This window comes from Cobetia sp. 5-25-4-2, assembly GCF_013374075.1.
Lineage (GTDB): Bacteria > Pseudomonadota > Gammaproteobacteria > Pseudomonadales > Halomonadaceae > Cobetia > Cobetia marina.
In genome coordinates this window covers 40,030-61,966 of sequence record NZ_BLWK01000011.1, presented here as the reverse complement: position 1 = coordinate 61,966, position 21,937 = coordinate 40,030, and the positions used below count along the sequence as shown (strand labels likewise).

General features: G+C 62.6%; 17 protein-coding genes. 15 read left to right on the top strand and 2 right to left on the bottom strand.

What is annotated here, in order from left to right; genetic code table 11:
- The first annotated feature begins 58 nt into the window (after positions 1–58).
- Positions 59–2,287, top strand: a complete 2,229-nt coding sequence (locus HXS65_RS16875) for a YjbH domain-containing protein (RefSeq protein ID WP_255304542.1) — start codon at positions 59–61, stop codon at positions 2,285–2,287.
- Between the two features lie 195 nt (positions 2,288–2,482).
- Here HXS65_RS16875 and HXS65_RS16870 read toward each other — a convergent pair whose 3' ends face one another.
- Positions 2,483–4,213, bottom strand: a complete 1,731-nt coding sequence (locus tag HXS65_RS16870) for a thiamine pyrophosphate-dependent enzyme (protein ID WP_176494461.1) — start codon at positions 4,211–4,213, stop codon at positions 2,483–2,485.
- 346 nt (positions 4,214–4,559) lie between these two features.
- On the opposite strand from HXS65_RS16870, the gene HXS65_RS16865 reads away from it, so the two are divergent.
- The 5 genes from HXS65_RS16865 (at position 4,560) to HXS65_RS16845 (ending at position 10,860) form a co-directional block, all read left to right on the top strand.
- Positions 4,560–5,648, top strand: a complete 1,089-nt coding sequence (locus HXS65_RS16865; protein ID WP_218015107.1) for a nitronate monooxygenase family protein — start codon at positions 4,560–4,562, stop codon at positions 5,646–5,648.
- Positions 5,649–6,136: 488 nt separating this feature from the next.
- On the top strand, positions 6,137–7,918 hold the full coding sequence (locus tag HXS65_RS16860) for a BCCT family transporter (protein WP_176494459.1): 1,782 nt from the start codon (positions 6,137–6,139) through the stop codon (positions 7,916–7,918).
- Positions 7,919–8,060: 142 nt separating this feature from the next.
- Complete coding sequence (locus tag HXS65_RS16855; protein WP_176494458.1) at positions 8,061–9,437, top strand: FAD-binding oxidoreductase; 1,377 nt, start codon at positions 8,061–8,063, stop codon at positions 9,435–9,437.
- 134 nt (positions 9,438–9,571) lie between these two features.
- On the top strand, positions 9,572–9,952 hold the full coding sequence (locus tag HXS65_RS16850; RefSeq protein ID WP_218015106.1) for a nuclear transport factor 2 family protein: 381 nt from the start codon (positions 9,572–9,574) through the stop codon (positions 9,950–9,952).
- Positions 9,953–10,233: 281 nt separating this feature from the next.
- Positions 10,234–10,860: a helix-turn-helix domain-containing protein gene (locus HXS65_RS16845; RefSeq protein ID WP_136938521.1), complete on the top strand. Its 627-nt coding sequence runs from the start codon at positions 10,234–10,236 to the stop codon at positions 10,858–10,860.
- Positions 10,861–10,884: 24 nt separating this feature from the next.
- On the opposite strand, the gene HXS65_RS16840 is transcribed toward HXS65_RS16845, so the two are convergent.
- Positions 10,885–11,613, bottom strand: a complete 729-nt coding sequence (locus HXS65_RS16840) for a FadR/GntR family transcriptional regulator (protein WP_084208310.1) — start codon at positions 11,611–11,613, stop codon at positions 10,885–10,887.
- A gap of 342 nt (positions 11,614–11,955) precedes the next feature.
- Between HXS65_RS16840 and HXS65_RS16835 the strand changes: the two genes are divergently transcribed.
- The 9 genes from HXS65_RS16835 to HXS65_RS16795 all read left to right on the top strand — a co-directional run bounded on the left by HXS65_RS16835 (position 11,956) and on the right by HXS65_RS16795 (position 21,828).
- Positions 11,956–12,984 carry a 4-hydroxythreonine-4-phosphate dehydrogenase PdxA gene (locus tag HXS65_RS16835; protein WP_176494456.1) on the top strand — a complete coding sequence of 343 codons (1,029 nt, stop codon included), beginning with the start codon at positions 11,956–11,958 and terminating at the stop codon, positions 12,982–12,984.
- 59 nt (positions 12,985–13,043) lie between these two features.
- Complete coding sequence (locus HXS65_RS16830) at positions 13,044–14,216, top strand: L-rhamnonate dehydratase (protein ID WP_077373800.1); 1,173 nt, start codon at positions 13,044–13,046, stop codon at positions 14,214–14,216.
- 10 nt (positions 14,217–14,226) lie between these two features.
- Positions 14,227–15,234 carry an AraD1 family protein gene (gene araD1 / locus HXS65_RS16825; RefSeq protein WP_176494455.1) on the top strand — a complete coding sequence of 336 codons (1,008 nt, stop codon included), beginning with the start codon at positions 14,227–14,229 and terminating at the stop codon, positions 15,232–15,234.
- Between the two features lie 173 nt (positions 15,235–15,407).
- Positions 15,408–16,406, top strand: a complete 999-nt coding sequence (locus tag HXS65_RS16820; RefSeq protein ID WP_176494454.1) for a TRAP transporter substrate-binding protein — start codon at positions 15,408–15,410, stop codon at positions 16,404–16,406.
- 38 nt (positions 16,407–16,444) lie between these two features.
- A complete protein-coding gene (locus HXS65_RS16815; RefSeq protein WP_176494453.1) occupies positions 16,445–17,458 on the top strand; it encodes an amidohydrolase in 1,014 nt (337 codons plus the stop codon).
- A gap of 81 nt (positions 17,459–17,539) precedes the next feature.
- Positions 17,540–18,613, top strand: coding sequence for a TRAP transporter substrate-binding protein (locus HXS65_RS16810; protein ID WP_176494452.1), 1,074 nt, complete (start codon positions 17,540–17,542; stop codon positions 18,611–18,613).
- A 145-nt stretch (positions 18,614–18,758) separates the two neighbouring features.
- Positions 18,759–19,409 (top strand): TRAP transporter small permease, encoded by a 651-nt coding sequence (locus HXS65_RS16805; protein ID WP_218015105.1) that lies wholly within the window; start codon positions 18,759–18,761, stop codon positions 19,407–19,409.
- Positions 19,406–20,686, top strand: coding sequence for a TRAP transporter large permease subunit (locus HXS65_RS16800; protein ID WP_176494451.1), 1,281 nt, complete (start codon positions 19,406–19,408; stop codon positions 20,684–20,686). The genes HXS65_RS16805 and HXS65_RS16800 overlap by 4 nt, the downstream gene beginning before the upstream one ends.
- Positions 20,687–20,781: 95 nt before the next feature.
- The gene (locus HXS65_RS16795) at positions 20,782–21,828 is read left to right on the top strand and encodes a DctP family TRAP transporter solute-binding subunit (RefSeq protein WP_176494450.1); all 1,047 of its coding nucleotides are present in this window, start codon (positions 20,782–20,784) and stop codon (positions 21,826–21,828) included.
- Positions 21,829–21,937 lie beyond the last annotated feature (109 nt).

Sequence of the window (21,937 nt, the reverse complement as noted above, 5' to 3'; positions counted from 1 at the left end):
GTCCATGAACCCGCCGCACGCTTCGCGCTCAGGCAAGCAAAGGATGGCAGCAGACAGCATGCATCATTTCCCCTCTTCTCCCGCCATGCAGGCCCGGCCGCGTCTGGCTCCGCTGCCACGCATCATCCGCAGGCTGGCGCTGCTCAGCGCGAGCGTGATGCTGACCCCCGTGAGCCACGCCGGCGTGCTGGATGGCCCGCAGCCCGTCGAGAGCCGCCTGAGCGGCCTGGGGCATGGCCAATCGGATTTCGGCGGCGTCGGGCTGATGCAGACACCGACCGCGCGCATGCAGAAGCCGGGCAGCATCCACTTCTCCTACAGCCAGGTCGAGCCGTATCAGCGCTATAATGTCAGCCTGCAGCCGCTTGACTGGCTGGAAGTGGGCTTCCGCTATACCGAGGTCACCAACCGTCTGTATGGCGAATCCATCGCCGGTGACCGCGATTATCTGGACAAGGGGGTCGATGCCAAGATCCGCCTGTGGGAAGAGAGCCGCTATCTGCCGCAGCTCGCGGTCGGCCTGCGCGACATGGGCGGTACCAGCCTGTTCGGCAGTGAATATCTGGTCGCCAGCAAGCGCTGGTATGACCTGGACTTCACGCTGGGACTAGGCTGGGGGTATCTGGGCTCCCGTGGGGATCTCTCCAACCCCATCGGCTGGATACGCGACAGCTACAACGACCGTCCCGGTCGCGGCGAGACCGGCGGTGACCAGGGTGGCGAGTTCTCCCTCAACAGCCTGTTCAAGGGCGACATGGGCGTGTTCGGCGGCGTGGAATGGCAGACCCCGTGGAACCCGCTGGTGATGATGGTGGAGCTGGATGGCAACGACTATCAGAGCGAGCCACAGGACAACGATCAAGCGCAGGACAGCCCGATCAATCTGGGCGCTCGTCTGAGCGTGACGGACAACCTGACCCTCAAGGCCGGTTGGGAGCGTGGCAATACCGCGATGCTGGGCGTCAACTTCGGGGTAGATCTCGCCGGGCTCTCCCAGGCCAAGCTGGATCGCCCGCCGGAGGCCTTGCAGGCAGAAGCCCCCTCACGCAACCAGGTCAGCTGGCCTGAGCTGTCCCGCGAGATCCAGACGCAATCCGGCATTCGTGTCGATAGCCTGTCCCGCGAAGGTACGGCGCTGATCGTCAGCGGCGAGAGTACGCGTTTCCGCTCGACCGCACAGGCCGAAGGCCGTGCCAACCGCGTACTGCACAACCGCCTGGATGACTATTTCGAGAGCTTCCATTACCGCCTGCGCTCCGGCGGCCTGGATACCCGCGAAGATGTCCACCAGCGTGCCGATATCGTCAACGCCGGTCACGACGCCCGCCAGCAGCTGCGCTATACCCATGGCGTCTATGCGCTGGCCGCCACCGAACCCGACAGTGACGAGGCACAAGGTGCTGCACGCTACCCGGGTGAGAAGGTACTGCTCGAGAATCCCGATGATCGCTGGAGCGCCGGCTTCTCCCCCGGCCTCAACCAGAACATCGGCGGCCCGGATGGCTATCTCTATCAAGCCTATCTGCGCGGCTCAGCCGCCTGGCGTACCGATCGCCACGGCTGGCTCTCCGGCTCGGCGCAGCTGACCCTGTTCGACAACTTCGACAAGTTCGATTACATCTCGGACTCCAAGCTGCCGAGGGTTCGCTCCTATATCGGGCGCTATATCGAAGAGACCGACGTCGGTATCGACAACCTGCAGTACACCCGTACTCACCAGTTCGGACGCGACTGGTACGGGATGGCCTATGGCGGCATCCTGGAGATGATGTATGCCGGTGTCGGCGCCGAGGTGCTCTATCGTCCGCTGGGCTCTCCACTGGCCTACGGGGTCGATGTGAACTGGGTCAAGCAGCGTGAATTCGACCAGCAGTTCGGGCTGCGCGACTACTCCACCACCACCGGCCATGCCAGCGTCTACTGGGATACCGGCTACGAGGATGTGCTGGCCAAGGCCAGTATCGGCCGCTATCTGGCAGAAGATGTCGGCGTGACGCTGGATGTCTCGCGCGGCTTCGCCAATGGCGCACGCATGGGTGCCTGGGCCACCTTCACCGATGCCGGTGACGACTTCGGTGAGGGTAGCTTTGACAAGGGCCTCTACATCGTGCTGCCGCTGGATGCCTTCTTCATGCACTCCACCCGCGACAATGTCGGCCTGGCCTGGAATCCGCTGACGCGTGATGGTGGCGCCCGCCTCAATCGCAAGTTCAGCCTGTATGACATGACCAGCTATCGCGACATGGACGACTACTGGCGCGGTTTCGCCTCACAGGTATGGAAGTGATCCTGACCGCGAGCTGACCTCTGCTCCCGCAGACAAGGCCGATCGTGCTGAAGTTCTCCTCAGTCACCTGCCGTGCCAACGACAAGGCCCCGATCCTCTGGATCGGGGCCTTGTCGTCTACGCCTTCTGGTCTGCGCCTTCACTCATGCCTTCTTGAGTGAAGGCATGAGTGGGCCACAATCTCTCACGCCGTACTCACCGCCCGGTGAAGTTGTTGCGTACCAGATCGACCACATCATCCATGCGCCCATTGAGCACCGCCTTGGCGGAGTAGAGCGCGGTGGAGGCGACCTGCCCGGCTTCGATGTGCGGCGGCATCACCAGCTCCATGCGATTGACCTTGACCTCCAGCACCCCGGGGCCGTCCTGGGCCAGCAGACTCTGCACTGCCTCATCCAGCTCGTGCTTCTCCTCGACACGCCGTCCCCACAGCCCCATGGACTGGGCGACCAGCGAGAAGTCGGGGTTCTCGAGTTCGGTGTAGGTATCCAGGATGCCCTCGACCTTCTGCTCCAGCTCCACGAAGCCCAGCGTGCTGTTGTTGAAGATGACGATCTTGAGCGGGATCTTCTCCTGCTTGAGGGTCAGCAGGTCCCCCATCAGCATCGATAGACCGCCATCACCGCACATGGCGATCACCTGACGCTCAGGGTAGGCCTTCTGGATGCCGATGCCCTGAGGGTAGGCATTGGCCATGGTGCCATGCATCAGACTTGGCAGCGTGCGGCGCTTGCCGTTGGCGCGGATATGACGCAGACACCACACCATGGGGCTGCCGCCATCGGCGGTGAAGACGGCGTCCTCACTGGCATGGCGGTCCAGCGCCAGGGTCAGCTCCTGCGGGTGAATCAGATGCTCATCGTCGGAGGTGACGGCGGCCTCGTCGCGTGCCTCGAGATATTTCTTGCGGCAGCTGTCCAGCCAGCCACTGTCATCACGCGGGTCCACGCGGGTCAGCAGCGCGTCACAGGTGTCCTTGACGCTACCGACGACACCGAGATCCACCGGATGACGGATACCGATCTTGCCGGGGTCGAGATCCACCTGGATCACGGTGGCCTTGTCCGGATAGAACTGGGACCAGGCAAAGCTGCAGCCCAGCAGTAGCAAGGTGTCACATTCCGCGACGGCCTCGTAGCCGCCCTGCAGGCCGAACACGCCGGTCATGCCGACTTCCTGCTCGTTATTGGGCTCGATGAAGTCCTTGGCACGCGACGTCCAAGCCACCGGCGCCTTGAGGCGACGTGCCAATGCCAGCACTTCTTCCTGCGCATCCTGACAGCCGACCCCGGCGTAGATCGACACCTTGCCCGGCTTATTGAGCGCCTCGGCCACGGCGGCCAGCTCCTGCTCACTCGGACGGATCACCGGCGAGAAGCGGTGGGCACGCCAGGGCAGCGAAGCTTTCGGCTTCTGCGGGAAAAGGTCCCCCGGGACGATCAGCACCGCGACCCCACCTTCCGCCAGCGCCTTCTGCGCCGCGATGGCCACCATGCGGCGAGCATTCTCGGGATTGGTCAGGTATTCACAGAACACGCTGTACTGGGAGTAAAGCGCCTTCTGGTCCACATCCTGCGGGAAGCCCACGCCCATCTCGGCGGTATCGATCTGCGAGGCGATGAACACCACCGGTGCGCCATTGCGATGCGACTCGATCAGACCATTGAGAAAATGGGTGCTCCCCGGGCCACAGGTGCCGGCACAGCAGGTCAACTCCCCGCTGATGAAGGACTCGCCCCCTGCCGCGAAGCCGGCCACCTCCTCATGCCGCACATGCACCCACTCCATCTCGGAGCGCCGGATGGCGTCGGTGAAATGGTTGATGGTATCGCCGACGATGCCGTAACAGCGCTTGGCACCTGCCTCGAGCAGGGATTCGGTGATGATCTCGGAGACGCTATGGGCCGAAGAATGGGACTTGGACATGGGGGCGCTTTCCTTTTCCGTTGAGTTGCGGTGAAGGATGAGCGATGCATTCACTCATTCGAATAAACAGTAAACAAGACGTTGGGATGACCCGAGGAAATGCAATGGTGAGGGCGCAAGGCACAAGTGGCACACGGCGTTGCGTGCGGCGTAGCATGACCCTGTGGCACCCGAGCCACTCCGCCTGATCACGCCGCGCGGCGTGCACAGGCGGAGTGAACAGGCAGAGTTGTCCATGCAGAGCAGAGCGCAGTGCTGGAGAGAGCGATACTGAAGAGAGCAATGCCAGAGAGAGCAATGCTGGAAAGAGCGCAATACTGGATGGGGCAATACTGGAGAGCGCGCAATGCTGGGGAGAACGAAAATGCTGAAGAGGATGGGGATGCAATGGCCGATCATTCAGGCCCCGATGGCAGGCGTCTCTACGCCTCGTCTGGCAGCCGAGGTCTCGAAGGCAGGCGGGCTGGGCTCGATCGGCGTCGGTGCCACGGATGCCGACGGCGCCCGCAGGATGATCACAGAACTGCAAGCGATGACCGACAGGCCCTTCAACGTCAATGTCTTCGTGCACCCGGCCCCGACACATGACGCTGCTCGCGAGAGCGCCTGGCGGGAGTGGCTGACGCCGCACTTCCAGGCCTTCGAGGCAACGCCCCCCGCCAGACTCGACACGCTCTATACCAGCGTCGCCGATGACCCCGACATGCAGGCGATGTTGCTGGAGACTCGCCCACCCGTCGTCAGCTTTCACTTCGGCCTGCCCTCACGCGATTTCATCCGCGCCTTGAAGGAGGCAGGCATCTGGCTCATGGCGACAGCGACCCACCAGGGGGAAGCCCGCGCCATCGAGCGGGCCGGCCCGGACGCCATCGTGGCGCAGGGATTCGAAGCGGGAGGCCATCGCGGAATGTTTGATCCAAAAGCCGCGGATACCCAGCTGAGCACTGCCGCCCTGACCAGGCAGCTGGTAGACGCCACGCACCTGCCGATCATTGCCGCAGGAGGCATCATGAATGGTGAGGCCATTGCCGCCGCTCTCGCGAATGGCGCCGTGGCAGCCCAACTCGGAACCGCCTTCATCGCCTGCCCGGAATCCAGCGCCGATGCCGCCTATCGAGACGCACTCGCAGGACCGGCAGCGCATGACACCCGCATGACCTCGATCGTCTCGGGCCGCCCCGCACGCATTCTCGCCAATCGATTCGTCAGCCTGATGGAAGACCCATCATGCCCCACACCACCGGACTACCCCCTCACCTACGACGCCGGCAAGGCGCTCAACGCCGCCGCCAGATCGCAGGGCGACACCGGTTTCGGGGCACAGTGGGCGGGCCAGGGCGCCCCGCTGGCCAGAGCGATGCCAGCGGGAGAGCTGATGGCAATATTGGGAAAGGAATATCGAATGGCATGTAGGGCAATGTCGTTGCGGAGATAACGGGGCAGAGCAAGGCGCTGCACCTTCCGTGCAGTGCCACTCCTGACAGGCTGCCTCACTCTTCACTCTTCACTCTTCACTCCCCCTCACCTCCTCTTTCCTATCCCGTTCCTCCCCCTACCTCTGTTTGCCCGCCTTCGACCCTCGAACCAACCTGCGCAGTGCACCCAATTGATTCTTTATTTCAAGACGTTAGCGCTAGAAGCCTACCAATTCACATATAAATGAAAAAATACTTAAAAATTTCACTTGCGTGATTTATACCGCCGTCTATTTTCATTTTGACGCGAGAAGATTCATCGAGTGCTGCATCAGCTGCAGCGCATTCACTGACGATGGATGGGGACCTTGCCGCTTCGATGAATGGCGAAGTCCCAGCCCCCGCTCCCATGACAACAATAAAATCTGCTCTCGATATTCCTGTCGGCTTGTCAGGTGTCTGACGAGATCTGGCTGGAGCATCAGGGCCCCTTCCTGGAGGCATCCCAGTGACAGCAACACGCAATCCCGCAGCGGCTGAGCGCGCTGGCAGCAACGGCGTTCCGCGCTCGTCCGGTCTGCTTGGCGACTACGACAAGGGGCTGTTCTGGCCCGTTCTCAGCATCTACACCCTGATCATGATCTACGCCCTGGCGGCACCGGAGCAGACCGGCGCGGCGCTGTCCGGCATACGCGACTTCCTGATCTTCAACTTCGGCTGGAGCTTCGTGCTTGGTGTCGCCGCGACACTGATCTTCAGCTTCTATCTGTTGCTCAGCCCCTTTGGCGGCATCCGGCTGGGGCCGGACGACTCACGCCCTGAATTCAGCTATGTGGCGTGGATCTCGATGATCTTCAGCTGCGGACTGGGCATCGGCTTCGTATTCTTCAGCGTCGCCGAGCCATTGACGCATCTCTACACCTCCTCGCATGTGCAGGACCTCAATCAAGTCGGCCAGCAGGCCGGGGTATCGACCGCGATTCTCGACACCTTGATGGACTGGGGCATGAATGGCTGGGCACTGTTTGCCGTGGCCGCCTGGGCCATCGCCTTTCCGGCCTATCGCCTGGGACAGCCGCTGACAGTCGCCACCGGCCTCTACGATCTTCTGGGAGAGCGTTGCAACAGCAGCCTGTGGGGCAAGCTTGCCAACGGGCTGGGGGTGATCGGCACCATCGGCGGCAATGCCACCATGATCGGCCTGGGCGTCACCTCCATCAGCTATGCCTTGAAGGTGCTGTTCGGGCTCGAGTTCGGTGCCTTCGGTCAGGCCATGGTGATGCTGGTGATCATCATCGCCTACGTGGCATCGGCAGCGACCGGCATCGAGCGCGGCATCAAGTACCTCAGCCTGCTCAACATGGTCATGGCCGGTGCCATATTGCTGGCGCTGCTGGCCTTCGGTCATGCCCCGGCGCAATACCTGCTGAACATGATCACCCAGCAGTTCGGTGACTACTTCGGCTCGGTGTTCGTCACTCAGTTCTGGACCGACGCGGGCAGCTTCGAACAGCGCGAATGGGTGGGCTGGTGGATGATCTTCTACTGGCTCTGGTACATCTCCTACATCCCCTTCTGCGGCGGTTTCATCGCGCGCATCTCCCGCGGCCGCACCCTGCGCGAATTCGTGTTCGGCGTGGTGGTGGTGCCGATGCTGCTGTCGATCGTATGGTTCAGCATCTGGGGTGGCTCGGCCGGCTATGCCGAGGTCAATCAGATCGTGCCGCTATGGGAGAGCGTACAGGGCAATCCGGAATCCGGCATCTACCTGTTGCTGCAGAGCATGCCCGGCGGCTGGTGGCTGTGCCTCGCGGTGCTGTTCAACATCATCGTCTTCGCCGTCACCACCTCGGATTCGGCCTCGTTCTTCTCGGCCATGCAGGTTTCCAATGGCAACGAGAATCCGAAGATCCTGATGCGTCTGCTGTGGGGCGTGATCATCGGTGTCACCGGCATCGTCTTCCAGCTCGCCGGAGGCTTCAACGCCATCAAGAGCCTGGCGATCGTGGTCGGTGCGCCCTTCTTCCTCGTCAGCATCGCCTACATGTTCTCGGTCTATCGCATGCTCAAGGCGACCCACGAGCAGCCTGCCACGGCCATGCAGCCGGCCCCTCAGGCCAGATCGATACCTGCCGAAGCCTCTGAGCCTGAAGCCCCGAGCGCTGCCACACCCGCCACGCCAGCTACCACGTCCAGTACCTCGCCAATTACCACGCCAGGCACCACTGCCACGCCAACCCCGCACGCCCTCCCGGGATCGAGAAGCCAACCCATTCCAGGCGCGACCTGAGCGGCATGATGCGCCTCACGTCGACTCGGGCAGGCAGAGTCCCCAGAGCGCAGCGCGCCTGGACAAGTACCGCCATTGATCACCGACAACAACGATCACCAATGACAACGATCGCCAACAACAACACGGATGGTGACCCACGATGACTGTCAAGCAGCCTTACAACCCTCACTACGACCCTCTCAAGGACACATCACCGGGTGAAGGAGTGGATTATGCGCCGAGCTACTGGCGCTACCACGCCGGCCCGCCTCCCGAGGATGATGGCCCGGTCACTGACGACATGGAGGCAGACGTGGTGCTGATCGGCGCCGGCTTTACCGGCCTTGCCACGGCGATGTTCCTGGCGCGCGAGCACGGCATCAAGGCGGTGGTGCTGGAGGCCAATCAGATCGGCTGGGGCTGCACCAGCCGCAATGGCGGCCAGGGCCATCTGGCCTGGGGACGCCTGAGTCGCAGCCAGTGGGTCAGGAAATGGGGGGTCGACATGGCGCGCCAGCTGCACGCCAACAGTCTCGAGGGTTTCGAGGTCTTCAAGTCCCTGACCCAGGACCCGGAAGTGGACTGCGAGCCTCAACCGCTGGGCAATCTGCTGATCGCCCACAGTCCACAGGCCATGCAGCATCTCGAGGCCGAATCACGCCTGTGCAACAACATCCTCGGTTACCGGACCCGGACACTGGACCGTGCGACGGTCCATCGGGACTTCATGGGCGATCAGGAAAGTCACGGCGCGATGCTGGAGCCCGAGGGCATCGCCGTGCAGCCGCTCAAGCTGGCCTACAGCTATGCGCGTATCGCGCGCCGCCATGGCGCCAGAATCCACACCAGCAGCCCGGTGCAACACTGGACGACAGAGAACGGCATCCACTATCTGCAGACACCGGGAGGCACGGTAAAGGCACGCGCGGCAGGCATCGCCACGGCGGGCTATACCAGCCCCAACCTCCACTCACTGACCGCCTATCGCAACATGCCGATCATGGCCAATTCGGTGTGGACGCGCACGCTGACCGACGATGAGATCGAGGCTTGCGGCCTGCGTTCGACCGTCCTGACCACGGATACCCGCAAGCTGCGCCATTACTATCGGCTGCTGCCCGAGAAACGCCTGCAGATCGGCACGCGCAGCGCCATCAGTGGTGCGGATGCGCAGAATGCTCGTCATCTGGATGTGGTGCATGCCGCCATTGCACGCAAGTTCCCGGCGCTGGCCGGCATCGAGACACCGTGGTTCTCGCATGGCTGGATGGATATCTCCCACGACATGATGCCGCGCATCGTGCAGCCGGACCCCAAGCAGCAGATCTTCTACTCCCAGGGTTACAGCGGCAACGGCGTGTCGTTCTCGGCCTATGCCTCCAGACAACTCGCCGCGCTGATCGCCGGTCAGTCACTGCCCGAGCGCCACCTGCCGATCTTCAACTCCCCGCTGCCCGCCCATCCGCTCAGGCCGATCCGGCGCATGGGGCAGCATCTGCTCTACAAGTATTTCCAGGTGCTGGACAAGGTGAGTTGAGCCACGACTCGCTCTCTACGCTCACCGACCACCGTCTTTCATGTTGCTCAACACGCCGCGGCGCTCCCGAATGACGTCGCGGCACCTCCCACTGGCATGCCACTCGCGGCATGCATGCACCAGAGACCCGTACCATGAACCGTGAACAGATGACCGCCATGTTCGATGCCTTCAATCGCCACGCCATCGATGACGTCATGGAGTACTTCGCCGATGATGTGGTCTTCGACACCGTGTCCGGCGATGAGGCGCACGGCACGCGTATCGTCGGCAAGGCCGCCGTGCGCGATGCCTTCGTGAACACCTGGGCGACCATGCCCGATGTGCAGTGGGCCAAGGGCGAGTTCTTCTTCGCCGATCAGCGCGTCGTCTCCGAATGCACCTTCATGGCGACCCAGCCCGATGGCCTGCGTGTCGAGGCCGATAGCGTGGATCTCTTCACCATCGAGAAGGGCAAGATCACCCGCAAGCAGGCCTTCCGCAAGCAGCGACCGGCCTTTACCCCAGCCGGGTGATTTTCACGCCCAGCGCACACGTAAAAGGCCAGTCATCATGACTGGCCTTTTGCGTCTCAAGCGTTATCTCTAAAGCCGCTATCTCAGAAGCCGTTATCTCATAAACCGCTATCTCAAGCCCTGAACCAACACCAGTCCCGACACGACGATTTGATAACGGCACTGACTTATCTCTCCACGCCGCATGCTGATAATCTTGCTGATGAAAACCACTTCACGCATTTCATCTACATGAAATGGCCCTCATTGCCTGACAGCCCCCATTGCCAAGAGGAAACCGGATGATCACGGAGACAGACTCCTCACAGGCATCAGCCGGCAGCACCGCACTCAGCAATGCAGAACAGGAAGACCGTCGTATCGGCAGACAGCTGCGCGACCTGCGCAAGTCCCGTCAGATGACACTCAGCCAACTGGCGAAGCGCGTCGGAAAATCCGTCGGCTATCTGAGCCAGGTGGAGCGCGGCGTCTCCTCCCTCCCCATCGGGGTACTACAGGCCCTGAGTGATGCCCTCGGTGTGCGCGTCAGCTGGTTCTTCCAGCCGGGCGGGAGTGACTCGGCGGCCGAACAGGAAACTATCGTGCGCGCGGATCAACGCCGTGCCATGAATCTCAGCGCCATCGGTGCACGGGAAGAACTGCTCTCTCCCCGCCTGAGCGGTCAGCTCATCCTGATCATGACACGCCTGCAGCCCGGCGGCAGCGGCGGTGAGACGCCTCGTGAGCGGCGCGGTGAGGAAGCGGGCTATGTGGAAAGTGGCCAATTGGAGCTGACCATCGGCGAGCAGGTATTCCTGCTCAACCCGGGCGACAGCTTCTCGCTGACCGGGGAGGAACCTCACTGGATTCGCAACCCCGGCGAGACCGAGACCCGCATCGTCTGGGTGATGACGGGCGTGGAGTACTGAGCCCCTCATTTCCATGAGGTACCTTCAACGAGGCATCTTGTCCCGCGTCGTGTAATAGACGCTGTCGATATGCGAGAGCATGGCACGTTCGGCGGCGTCAGGGTCACCGGCGCGCAGCGCTTCGACGATACGTACGTGCTCTTCATAGCTGCGCTTGATCGAGCCATGCTCGGCCATGACCTGGCGACGAATGTTGAGCGCATAGGTATAGAGCTCGTGGGCGTAGCGGATCAGGATCTCGTTGCGCGAATACTCCGCGATCACCTGATGGAAATTCTGATCCGAGAGCTGGAAGTTCACCGGCGAGTCGAAGTGCTGGGACTGGGCGTCCAGCAAGGCATCCAGCTTCTTGAGGCCCGCGGCATCGATGTGCCGTGCTGCGCGGCGGGCGATGGCCGACTCCACCACGATACGGCTCTCGAAGACGCTCTCGATGTCCAGATTGTTGAGCTCGTCGCCCTGCTGACGTGCAGGATGATTGCGGAAGCTGTCGATCACCGCCTCACTGGCACACACCCGTGACTTGCTGCCATGCGAGACATTGAGCAGGCCATAGCCCGTCAACAGCGCCAGCCCCCCGCGCACGGTCTCACGACTCACTTCAAACAACTGCGCCAGCTCACGCTCGCTGGGCAGTTCATCTCCATCGCGCAACAGGCCGGTCAGGATCATCTCGATGAGCTTGTCGGCGAGAATTTCCTTCTTGGTCTGATTCTTCAGCGCTTTCTCGAAGGCGAAAGGCGTCTGGTTCATGCGGCCCCCACTGGTATAGATTTCATACCAGAATAACTGACAACCGAATCAGACGCACCAGAAAACCGACCATAGTCGCAATTTTCGAGAAATCCTTGACCAATCATCGTGCGCTCGGCTAGTTTTCATCTCAACTGGTCCGGTAAACCAACCAGCAGTCCAATAAAGTCGTGATATTTCACAGTCCTGAACCGTCCTGAACTGTCTTGAGAAGGCCCTCACGCCAGAGGCCGGACTGCTGAGCACGCCCGACATCGATATGATCGACAACGGTCGACGACAACGATCTACCACATCGATCGACAACGACAACAACGACGACACCACCAAGAGGCTGACCCCATGTCCGCAACACGCCCTGTCATTGCCCTGACCCTCGGTGATCCCGCCGGTATCGGCCCGGAGCTGATCGCTCGCCTGATCGCGGAACCCGAGCAGTTCGCCGAGACCCACAGCGTGCTGGTCGGGGATCAGTGGCTTTGGGAGCAGGGCCAACGCCAGGCCGGGCTCTTCACCGAGCTGCCACGCGTCACAAGCTTCGCGGAAGCCCGTGAACATGAAGGCCTGTCATTGATGCTGGTGGAGAGCGTGGCACAGCAGGAAGTGACGCTGGCCGAGGAAAGCGCCGCCTGTGGCGCCTCGACCCTCGCGGTGCTATCTCGTTGCCTGGAAGCGGCCCAGAACGAGGAAGTCGACGCCATCTGCTTCGCGCCCCTCAACAAGCTGTCGATGAAGAAAGGCGGCCTGGGTCATGAGGACGAGCTGCACTTCTTCGCCGAGACACTGGGCGTCAAGGGCTACTTCTGCGAGTTCAACACCCTGGGGACGCTGTGGACCTCGCGCATCTCCTCGCATATCCCGCTCAAGGATGCCGCCGAGTACGTCACTCAGGAGCGCATCATCGCCGCCAGCCAGCTGATTCATGACTCGCTGACACTGGCCGGTGTCGAGCGCCCGCGCATCGCCGTGGCCGCCTTCAACCCCCATGGTGGCGAGGGCGGCACCTGCGGGCGTGAGGAGATCGATGTCATCGCGCCGGCCGTGGCCGAGTGCCGCGCCCAGGGCTATCCCGTGGAAGGCCCCTTCCCGGCTGACACCATCTTCCTCAAGGCACGCGACGGCGAGTACGACGCCATCGTGACCATGTACCACGACCAGGGGCAGATCGCGATCAAGCTGCTGGGCTTCAAGTCCGGCGTCACCGTCCAGGGCGGCCTGCCGATCCCCATCACCACGCCGGCCCACGGCACCGCCTTCGATATCGCAGGCCAGGGCAAGGCAGACGTGAACCCGACCCGCAATGCCTTCGCGATCGCCAAGCGCATGGGCACCAACCTGCGCGCGCTGCGCCTCGAGACCGCCTCGGCCTGACGCCTTGCCACTCTTGCTCACCTATCTGCGCCAACGTCATCCACAACAAGGATAATCCGATGAAAATCACCAAGGTCAGAACTCGCGTCTTCGAATGGAAAGGCCACACCGTCCCCCCCACGGCCCACTTCTGCTCCAACGCCATGGATGAACTGTGGGACAAGGGAGACTCGATGGGCACCTTCCGCTTCCACGGCTGGACGGTGGTGGAAATCGAGACCGACAACGGGCTGGTGGGGCTTGGCAACGTGGCACTCGCCCCGCGCATCGCCAAGGCGATCATCGATCAGTACCTCGCGCCGCTGATCATCGGCCAGGACCCCTTCGACTACGAATACCTGTGGCAGCGCATGTATCGCTCCACCCACGCCTGGGGTCGCAAGGGCATCGGCATGGCCGCCATTTCCGGCGTGGATATCGCCATCTGGGACATCATGGGCAAGGCGGTCGGCAAGCCGGTCTTCAAGCTGCTGGGTGGACGCACCAAGGACAAGATCCCCTGCTACGCCTCCAAGCTCTATCGCACCGACCTCAAGGGCATGCAGGAAGAGGCCCAGTCCTATCTGGATCAAGGCTTCACCGCCATGAAGATGCGCTTCGGCTACGGCCCGCGTGACGGCGTCGAGGGCGTGCGTGCCAACCTGGATAGCGTCGCCGCCGTGCGCGAAGTCATCGGCGAGGATGTCGACCTGATGCTCGAGTGCTACATGGGCTGGAACCTGGACTACGCCAAGCGCATGTTGCCGAAGCTCGAGCGCTTCCAGCCGCGCTGGCTGGAAGAGCCGGTGATCGCCGATGACATCGATGGTTACGCCGAACTCAATCAGCTGACCAGCATTCCCATCTCCGGTGGCGAGCACGAATTCACCCACTACGGCTTCCGCCAGCTGCTGGAAAAGCGTGCCGTCTCCGTCATCCAGTACGACACCAACCGGGTCGGTGGCATCACCGCGGCGCGCAAGATCAACGCCCTGGCCGAATCCTTCAGCGTGCCGGTCATCCCGCATGCCGGCCAGATGCACAACTACCACCTGACCATGGCCTCACTGGCCTCCCCGATGAGCGAATACTTCCCGGTGCATGACGTCGAGATCGGCAACGAGCTCTTCTACTACATCTTCAAGGGCGACCCGGAGCCGGTGAACGGCTTCATCGACCTCGACGAAGAGACCCCGGGGCTGGGCCTTGAGCTGAACAGCGACTACTTCGATCAGTTCAACATCATCGAGTGAGGAAGCCATCATGAGACTCGTCCAACTTCGCACCGCCAACGGCCCGCGGGTCGCCGTGGTCGAAAGCCGCGACCAGCTGCGCCTGCTCGACTTCCCGGGCGGCACCTATGAGCTGGCCTCTCGCGCCATCGAGCTGGGCATCGGGCTCAGCGCACTGATCGAGCAGCACTACTCCCACACGCTGGTCGACTACAAGCAGGCGATCGATCTCCGCGAACTGCTGCCGCCGGTCACCCACCCGGATCGCGCGCGCTGCACCGTCACCGGTACCGGCCTGACTCACCTGGGCAGCGCCGATACCCGCGACGCCATGCATGCCGCCGCACAGGCGCAGGATGACGCAAGCCTCACCGACTCGATGCGCATGTTCCGCCTGGGGCTCGAGGGCGGCAAGCCCGCCGAGGGGCAGGTCGGCGCGCAGCCGGAATGGTTCTACAAGGGTGACGGCAGCATCGTGGTGGCACCGGAAACCGCGATCAGCGTGCCGGCCTTCGCCGAAGACGCCGGCGAAGAGCCCGAGCTGGTCGGCCTGTACTTGAACGATGCCAACGGTCAGCCGCATCGCATCGGCTACGCGGTGGGCAACGAGTTCTCCGACCACATCACCGAGCGCGCCAACTACCTGTGGCTGGCCCACTCCAAGCTGCGCGCCTGCAGCTACGGCCCTGAACTGCTGATCGGCGAGCTGCCCCAGCACCTGGAAGGCACCAGCCGCATCACCCGCGACGGCCAGACCCTGTGGGAGAAGCCCTTCCTGACCGGTGAGGCCAACATGGCCCATAGCCTGGCCAATCTGGAACACCACCACTTCAAGTACGCCCAGTTCCGCGCGCCGGGAGATCTGCACGTGCACTTCTTCGGCACCGCCACCCTGAGCTTCGCCGATCAGATCAAGGTGCAGGAAGGCGATCGCTTCGAGATCGAACTACCCGCCTTCGGTCGCGCGCTACGCAACCCGGTCGCGTTCGAGTCCCACGCCAACGACGCTGAGCAGCCATCCGCCATGGCAGTGCTATGAACACTGCCGATCAGCACAAGAAGTAGAGCAAGGATCAGGGTCCTGAGATTTCCGCCATCACACGGCCCTGATCCCGGCAGCACCAGCATCACCAGTAGCAGCAGCAACCACTGCGTCAATAACGTCTGTACGCACAAGAAGCATCACGACAATAACGAGAAAAGGGCTTCGCCATGACACTCTCGACCCGCCACGCCACCGCCTCACTCATCACCGCTGCACTGGCAAGCCTTGCGCTGTCAGGTACGGCCAGTGCGGCAACCTCACTGACCTTCGCCCATGCGCATCCGGTCACCGACTCACAACACCTGGCCGCCGAACGCTTCGCTGAACGTCTGGCAGAACGCAGTGACGGTGAACTGACCGTCAAGATCTTCCCCAACGGCCAGTTGGGCAATGACCAGGCCATGATCTCGGGCGTGCGCAGCGGCACCATCGATATCGAGCTCTCAGGCAACCCCTACTTCAGCGGGCTGGTCGGCGAGCTGAACGTGCTCGACCTGCCCTTCCTGTTCGACACCCGTGAGCAGGCCTATCAGGTGCTGGATGGCGATATCGGCCAGGAGCTGCTGACCGCCATGCAGCCGCAACAGATCGAAGGCCTGGCCTTCTGGGAAATCGGCTTTCGCAACCTGACCAACTCGCGACGTGCGGTCGAGAACGCCGATGACGTCAGCGGTCTGACCCTGCGCACCACCCCGAATCCGGCGCATATCGCCGCCTTTCAGGCACTGGGCGCCAATCCGACCCCGATGCCCTTCGCGGAGCTCTATACCGCGCTGGAAACCCGCACCGTGGATGGCCAGGAGAATCCGGTCAGCCTGATCCGCTCCGCCAACCTGTACTCCGTGCAGGAGCACCTGTCGCTCACCGCACACGCCTACACCGCCGCCCCCTTGATCATGAACAAGCAGACGTTCGACAGCCTCGCGCCCGAACTACAGACGCTGATCAAGGAAGAAGCTCAGGAAGCGGCCCGCTATCAGCGTCAGCTCAATCATGACAATGAGCAGGGCGATCTGGCCTTCCTCGAAGAGCAAGGCATGCAGGTCGTACGTGAGCCCGATACCGCCAGCATGCGTGCCAAGGTCGCCGAGCCGGTGCGCGCCGAGTTCACCGAGAAGCACGGCAGTGAGCTGCTGGATCGCATCGACACCGCCCTCGCGCGCTGATCACGCTCGCCTGACTCGCCCATGCAAGGAGGCACGCCATGCTCTCTGACTCACTCCAATCCCCGGTAAAGCCTGTGCCTCTGGCGGAACTCGGCGAGCAGCGCGCACGTTATCTGGCCACTCGCGAGGAGGAAGATCTGCCGATCATCGATGCCCACATGCATGTCTGGGATCCGACGCAGAACTACCACCCCTGGCTGTGTGATGAGCCGATGATCCCCTTCCGCTACGGCGACTACTCCGCGATCCGTCGCCCCTACCTCCCCGCCGAGCATCTCCAGGCGGCGGGCGAGGCGCACCGGCTGCTGGGGTGTGTCTACATGGAGGCGGAATGGGCGCGGGGCGATGCGCTCAAGGAAGTGCGCTGGATCGAGGAGACTGCCCGCGAGAGCGGCTGGCCCGATGCCATGATCGCCCAGGCCTGGCTGGATCAGGATGACATCGGCGAGCAGCTCGAGAGGCTTTGCATGTCAGGGATGGTCAAGGGTGTCCGTCACAAGCCGGCCGCACTGGAGCGTCACGATCCGAGGCTTGCCACCCACGCCTTGCCCGGCTCGCTGCGCTGCCCGCGTTATCAGTACGGCGTCAGTGAAGTCGCGCGCCGTGGCCTGATCTTCGAGCTGCAGGTGCCTTGGTGGCACCTCGAGGAACTGCTGCCCTTGCTGCAACGCCATCCTGAGATGCCGGTGGTCATCAATCACGCCGGCGTGCCCGGAGATCGTGATCCCGACACTCTGCGCGAATGGTCGCGTGCCCTCGCCAGGGTCGCTGCCTGGCCGCAGGTGATGATCAAGTTCTCCGGTCTCGGCATTGCGGGCCAGCCCTGGCGACAGGAAGACAACCGTGAGGTCTTTGCCATCGTGCTGCGCCATTTCGGGGTCCACCGCGTGATGTTCGCCAGCAACTTCCCGGTCGATGGGCTGGTGACCTCACTCGATACGCTGTTTCAGGGCTTCAAGACACTCAGTCGTTCGCTCAGTCCCGAGCAGCGACTCGCGCTGTTCTGCGACAACGCCGTGCGCTGCTACTCGCTGGACACCAGCGTCCAGTGACCGATCGACACCGCAGCGGTCAACTCAGCAACGATCGCCATCACCACGATTGCCATAACAACAACTCGCAAGGAATTCGCCATGTCCATCCGCCACGCTCTGCTCAACAAAACGCTGCTCAACAAAGCCCAGTCCAACAAAGCGCTGCTCAACAAAGCCCAGCACACGAACGTCCTGCTCAAGACGGTCTCCACCCTGGGGCTGATGCTGACCTTCGCGACCACCGCCCACGCTGAGATCACCGCGCGCATGGGCACCAGCCTGCCGGAGGCACATCCCCAGACACTGGGCGCCAAGAAGTTTGCGGAGCTCGTCGAGGAGAAGTCGGATGGCGAGATCACCATCACGGTGTTCTCCAACGGCATTCTGGGCAATGACGTCAACATGACCTCGATGCTGCAGTCCAACACCCTGGACTTCACCGCGCCCTCCACTGCCACCCTGAGCAGCCTCAACCGTGACTTCAACATCGTCAGCCTGCCCTTCCAGTTCGATGACAGTGAACACGCCGATGCGGTGCTGGATGGCGAGGCCGGCCGTGCCCTGCTCGCAAGCCTCGATGACAAGAAGCTGGTGGCACTCGAGTACTGGGAGAACGGCTTCCGTCACATGACCAACAGCCGCCGTCCCATCGAGACGCTCGAGGACATCGAGGGCCTCAAGATTCGCACCATGCAGAACGCCCTCTACATCGACCTCTTCAACGGACTGAATGCCAACGCCGTGCCCATGTCGGTCAATGAACTGTTCACCGCCATGGAAACCCGCACGGTGGATGGTCAGGAAAACCCTTACACCGTGATCGACGCCAAGCGCTTCTTCGAGGTCCAGACGTACCTGTCGCGTACCGCGCATGCCTATGACGCCCAGGTGCTGGTCGCCTCGGCGGGCTTCATGCAGTCACTCGATGACGCCCAACGCCAGCTGGTCCGCGAGGCCGCTCGTGAAGCCACGCTGTATCAGCGTGAGCAGAGCCGCGCCATGAACGAGGAACTGCTGAGCGAGCTGCAGGACAAGATGACCGTCAACGTGGTGGCGGACAGTGAACGTCAGCGCATGCGCGAGGCACTGGCACCGGTGATCCAGCAGCACACCCAGGCGCTGGACCCGGCGGTGGTGACGCAATTCCAGGCAGCGCTGGCCGACGCCCGTTAGTCAACACAACCAGTCCCGGCGACCAGTCTGAGCAATCCGTTCCGGTGACCAGTCCCAGAAAACGACCCGCGGCAGTGCTGCCACGGCTCGCCACAGCGTCGCACTGTCGCGCCGTCATCGAGATGCTTCCTTCGGGGATAACACCATGAACAAACTGACCCAAGAGATGCCGTTATCCATGTCGATCAAACCGCCCATCGCGCCATCCTCCGAGTCACGGGGAAGCCACGCCACCCCGCTGGCGTCAGCGGCGCCTACCCGCACTGCCACCGGCATCACGACGATCTTCAAGGGACTGGAGAAGGCCCTCACCCTGCTGATGGTGCTGGCACTGGTGGCGATGATCGCGCTGGTCTTCGTCAATGTCGTGCTGCGTTACGGCTTCAACAGCGGCATCTCGATCAGCGTCGAGCTGTCCCGCTTCCTGTTCGTCTGGGTCACCTTCATGGGCGCCGTGACGGCATTGATCCGCCAGGAGCACCTGAGCGTCAACACCTTCGCCGACAAGCTGCCGGCGGCATGTCGCAGGGTGCTGGATCGCATTGTCACCCTGGTGATGCTCGGCTGCTGCCTGATGCTGCTCAAGGGCAGCTTCGACCAGACGGTGCTCAATTGGCGCAATCTCTCTCCCATCAGCGGCATTCCCGTCGGCGTCTTCTATCTCGCCGGCCTGATGGCAGGCGTATTGATGTCGCTGATCCTGCTGTGGCGACTGCTGACGCCCCTTGCCCTGCATGGCATCACGCCACCGAATGCCGCCAGCCCCTCACCTGATCAGCAAGGAGACACGCCATGACCATCGGGCTCTTCCTCGGCTCCCTGCTGGCCGCCATCGGCCTGAGCCTCCCCATCGCCTTTGCCCTGCTGGTCAGTGCCATCGTGCTGATGCTGCACCTGGATCTGTTCAACTCGCAGATCCTGGCCCAGAACCTCGTCAACGGCGCCGACAGCTACACCCTGCTGGCCATTCCCTTCTTCCTGACCGCCGGGGAAGTGATGTCGCGTGGCGGGCTCTCCCAGCGCATCGTCACGCTGGCGATGTCGCTGGTGGGTCACCGCAAGGGCGGACTGGGTTTCGTGGCCATCTTCGCCGCCATCGTCATGGCCAGTCTGTCCGGCTCCGCGGTCGCGGATACCGCTGCGCTGGCCAGCATGCTGCTGCCGATGATGCGCAAGGCAGGCTATCCGCTGGGCCGCTCCTCCGGCCTGATGGCCGCCGGCGGGATCATCGCGCCGATCATCCCGCCCTCGATTCCGTTGATCATCATCGGGGTCGCCGGTGGCATCTCGATCGGCAAGCTGTTCCTCGCCGGGATCGTGCCGGGGCTGATCATGGGCGTGACCCTGGTGGTGATGTGGCTGTTCATGACCCGCAAGGAAGATCTGGTCGTCACCAAGAAGGCCAGCGGGCGTGAGCGCCTCAAGGCACTCAAGGACAGCTTCTGGGCCATGATGCTGCCGGTCATCATCATCGGCGGCATCAAGAGCGGCATCTTCACCCCGACCGAAGCCGGCGTGGTCGCCGCGGTCTACGCCATCTTCGTCGCCACCGTGGTCTACCGCGAACTGGACTTGAGCCAGCTCTACGCCGTCCTCGCCCAGGCCGCGCGCAGCACCGCCATCGTGATGTTCCTGGTGGCCGCCGCGATGGTCGCCTCCTGGCTGATCAGCATCGCCCAGCTGCCGCTGATGGTCGCCGGTCTGCTGCAGCCGCTGGCCGATGATCCGCGCATCCTGATGCTCGCCATCATGGGCATCGTGCTGGTAGTCGGCATGGTGATGGACCTGACCCCGACCATTCTGGTGCTCACGCCGATCCTGATGCCCATCGTCAAGCTGGCCGGTATCGATCCCGTCTACTTCGGGATCATGTTCGTCCTCAACTGCGCCATCGGCCTGATCACCCCGCCGGTCGGCAACGTGCTCAACGTGATCACCAGCGTCGGCAACCTCAAGTTCGAGAAGGCGGTCAGTGGCGTCGCGCCCTTCGCCCTCGCCTATGTGGTGATCCTGCTGCTGTTCGTGGCCTTCCCGCAGATCATCACCGTGCCCCTGTACTGGATGACCGACTGACCCGCAGTTCAGCAGGTCGCCAGCGCCACTCACGACAACCGAGCCATTCACGACAACAGCGCCACTCACGACAACAACGACAAGAGAGCCTTTCCATGACGCCAATGCTCAAGACCTCCCTCGCCAGTCTGCTTCTCCTTGCGCCAATGAGCGCCGCGCATGCAGCCACCGTGCTCAAGCTGGCCCACGCGGCCCCGACCACCGATACCCAGCAACAGGCGGCCGAGCGCTTCGCCGAGCTGGTCAAGGAAGGCACGGATGGCGAGATCACCGTCAACATCTTCGGCAACGGCGTGCTCGGCGGTGACCAGCAGATGATCGCCGGCGTGCGCAGCGGCACCATCGATATCGAGCTGTCCGGCAACCCCAACTTCGCGGGCCTGCAGCCGGCGCTGGGCGCCTTCGATCTGCCCTACATCTTCCCGGACCGCAAGACGGCCTATCAGGTGCTGGACGGCAAGGTCGGCGACGATGCCCTGGCACTGCTCAAGCAGGACAACCTCAAGGGCCTGGCCTTCTGGGAGGTCGGCTTTCGCGCGATGACCAACTCCAAGCACCCGATCAAGACACCCGCCGATGTCGATGGCCTGGTGATGCGCACCAACTCCAACAAGTCACTGATCGAGGCCTTCTCCCTGCTCGGCGCGAACCCGGTACCGATGCCGCTGGGTGAGCTCTACACCGCGATGGAGACCGGCACGGTCGATGCGCAGGACCACCCGATCAGCATCGTCTGGTCGGCAGGCTTCTACGAAGTGCAGGACTACCTGTCGCTGACCAATCAGGCCTATACCTCGCTGTTGATGGTGATGAACGACGACACCTTCGAGAGCCTGTCACCGGAGTATCAGCAGGTGCTGGTGAGCGCAGCACGCGAGGCGGGTGATTATCAGCGCGAACTGAACGCGAAGAACGAGCAGAAGATTCTCACTGAACTGGCCGCCAAGGGCATGAAGATCGAGGCCGACGTCGATACCGCCGCCTTCCAGCAGGTCGTGCTACCCACCTGGGACAGCTATATCGCCGCCAATGGCCGTGACTGGATCGATGCCATTCAGGTCGCCAGTCAGGCCGGTGCCGATGTCGCGACCAACGCCCAGCCGCAAGGCACGCAGAAGACCACGGCCGCCGTGACTCAGTAACGCACAAGCGCTTTTTCGTTTTCCCTATCTGTCACTCCAGCGAGGGCACGGGCCCTTGATAACCAGAGCCTGATATCCAGGCTCTGACAAACAGGCCCTCGCTGATTGG

What these genes read in the sequence shown, in the direction of transcription:
- HXS65_RS16875 (WP_255304542.1), top strand. Translation starts at nt 59, where the DNA reads ATGCATCATTTCCCCTCTTCTCCCGCCATGCAGGCCCGGCCGCGTCTG.
- HXS65_RS16870 (WP_176494461.1), bottom strand. Translation starts at nt 4,213, where the DNA reads ATGTCCAAGTCCCATTCTTCGGCCCATAGCGTCTCCGAGATCATCACC.
- HXS65_RS16865 (WP_218015107.1), top strand. Translation starts at nt 4,560, where the DNA reads ATGCTGGGGAGAACGAAAATGCTGAAGAGGATGGGGATGCAATGGCCG.
- HXS65_RS16855 (WP_176494458.1), top strand. Translation starts at nt 8,061, where the DNA reads ATGACTGTCAAGCAGCCTTACAACCCTCACTACGACCCTCTCAAGGAC.
- HXS65_RS16850 (WP_218015106.1), top strand. Translation starts at nt 9,572, where the DNA reads ATGAACCGTGAACAGATGACCGCCATGTTCGATGCCTTCAATCGCCAC.
- HXS65_RS16845 (WP_136938521.1), top strand. Translation starts at nt 10,234, where the DNA reads ATGATCACGGAGACAGACTCCTCACAGGCATCAGCCGGCAGCACCGCA.
- HXS65_RS16840 (WP_084208310.1), bottom strand. Translation starts at nt 11,613, where the DNA reads ATGAACCAGACGCCTTTCGCCTTCGAGAAAGCGCTGAAGAATCAGACC.
- HXS65_RS16835 (WP_176494456.1), top strand. Translation starts at nt 11,956, where the DNA reads ATGTCCGCAACACGCCCTGTCATTGCCCTGACCCTCGGTGATCCCGCC.
- HXS65_RS16830 (WP_077373800.1), top strand. Translation starts at nt 13,044, where the DNA reads ATGAAAATCACCAAGGTCAGAACTCGCGTCTTCGAATGGAAAGGCCAC.
- araD1 (WP_176494455.1), top strand. Translation starts at nt 14,227, where the DNA reads ATGAGACTCGTCCAACTTCGCACCGCCAACGGCCCGCGGGTCGCCGTG.
- HXS65_RS16820 (WP_176494454.1), top strand. Translation starts at nt 15,408, where the DNA reads ATGACACTCTCGACCCGCCACGCCACCGCCTCACTCATCACCGCTGCA.
- HXS65_RS16815 (WP_176494453.1), top strand. Translation starts at nt 16,445, where the DNA reads ATGCTCTCTGACTCACTCCAATCCCCGGTAAAGCCTGTGCCTCTGGCG.
- HXS65_RS16810 (WP_176494452.1), top strand. Translation starts at nt 17,540, where the DNA reads ATGTCCATCCGCCACGCTCTGCTCAACAAAACGCTGCTCAACAAAGCC.
- HXS65_RS16805 (WP_218015105.1), top strand. Translation starts at nt 18,759, where the DNA reads ATGAACAAACTGACCCAAGAGATGCCGTTATCCATGTCGATCAAACCG.
- HXS65_RS16800 (WP_176494451.1), top strand. Translation starts at nt 19,406, where the DNA reads ATGACCATCGGGCTCTTCCTCGGCTCCCTGCTGGCCGCCATCGGCCTG.
- HXS65_RS16795 (WP_176494450.1), top strand. Translation starts at nt 20,782, where the DNA reads ATGACGCCAATGCTCAAGACCTCCCTCGCCAGTCTGCTTCTCCTTGCG.